Source organism: Neisseria sp. P0020.S005, assembly GCF_051957055.1.
GTDB lineage: Bacteria > Pseudomonadota > Gammaproteobacteria > Burkholderiales > Neisseriaceae > Neisseria > Neisseria subflava_A.
Genome location: NZ_JBQCWV010000039.1, coordinates 1 through 532 on the forward strand (window position 1 = coordinate 1; position 532 = coordinate 532).

General features: G+C 51.1%; 1 protein-coding gene. It reads right to left on the reverse strand.

Features of this window, described 5'->3' with window-relative positions; translation table 11 throughout:
• Positions 1-15: 15 nt before the first annotated feature.
• On the reverse strand, positions 16-532 hold a 517-nt coding region (locus ACTHTU_RS11195), incomplete at its 5' end, for a hypothetical protein (protein ID WP_440362588.1).

Genomic DNA, 532 nt, shown 5'->3' on the forward strand with positions numbered 1-532 from the left:
GCTGTTTTGGGTCGCTCAGGCCGTCTCGCCGGCAGGCTTCGCTCGTGCCCCGCTGGGCATCGTGCCTCCTGTGCCCGCCCCCCCTTGCCTCGCGCAGTGTGGTGCTGTCCATCCTTTCCCCCCCTTCCCCTTCTCCTTCTTTTTTTTCTTTTTTTCCTTCTTCTTTCCTTCCTCTTTCTCCCCTCTCCCTTCTTTCTTTCTTTCCCCCTCTCTTCCCCTTTCTCCCCCTCTCTCTTTTTTCTTTCTTTCTTCTCTTTTTTTTTCCTTCCTCTTTCCTTCCTTCTTCTTCTTCTCCCTCTCTTCCTCCTTCTTCCTCCTTTCTCTCTCCTCTTCTTCTTCCTCCTCCTTTCCTTTTTTCTCTTTTTTTCTTCTCCCCTTCTTTTTTCTTCCTTCTTCTTCCTCTCCCCCCTCTCCCCCCTTCTTCTTTTTCTCCCCCTCCTTTCCCCTTCCCTTCCTTCCTCCTCCTTCCTCCCTTTCTTCCTTCTTCTCTTTCTCTTTCCCCTCCCTTCTTTCCCTCCTTTTCTCCTCCTTT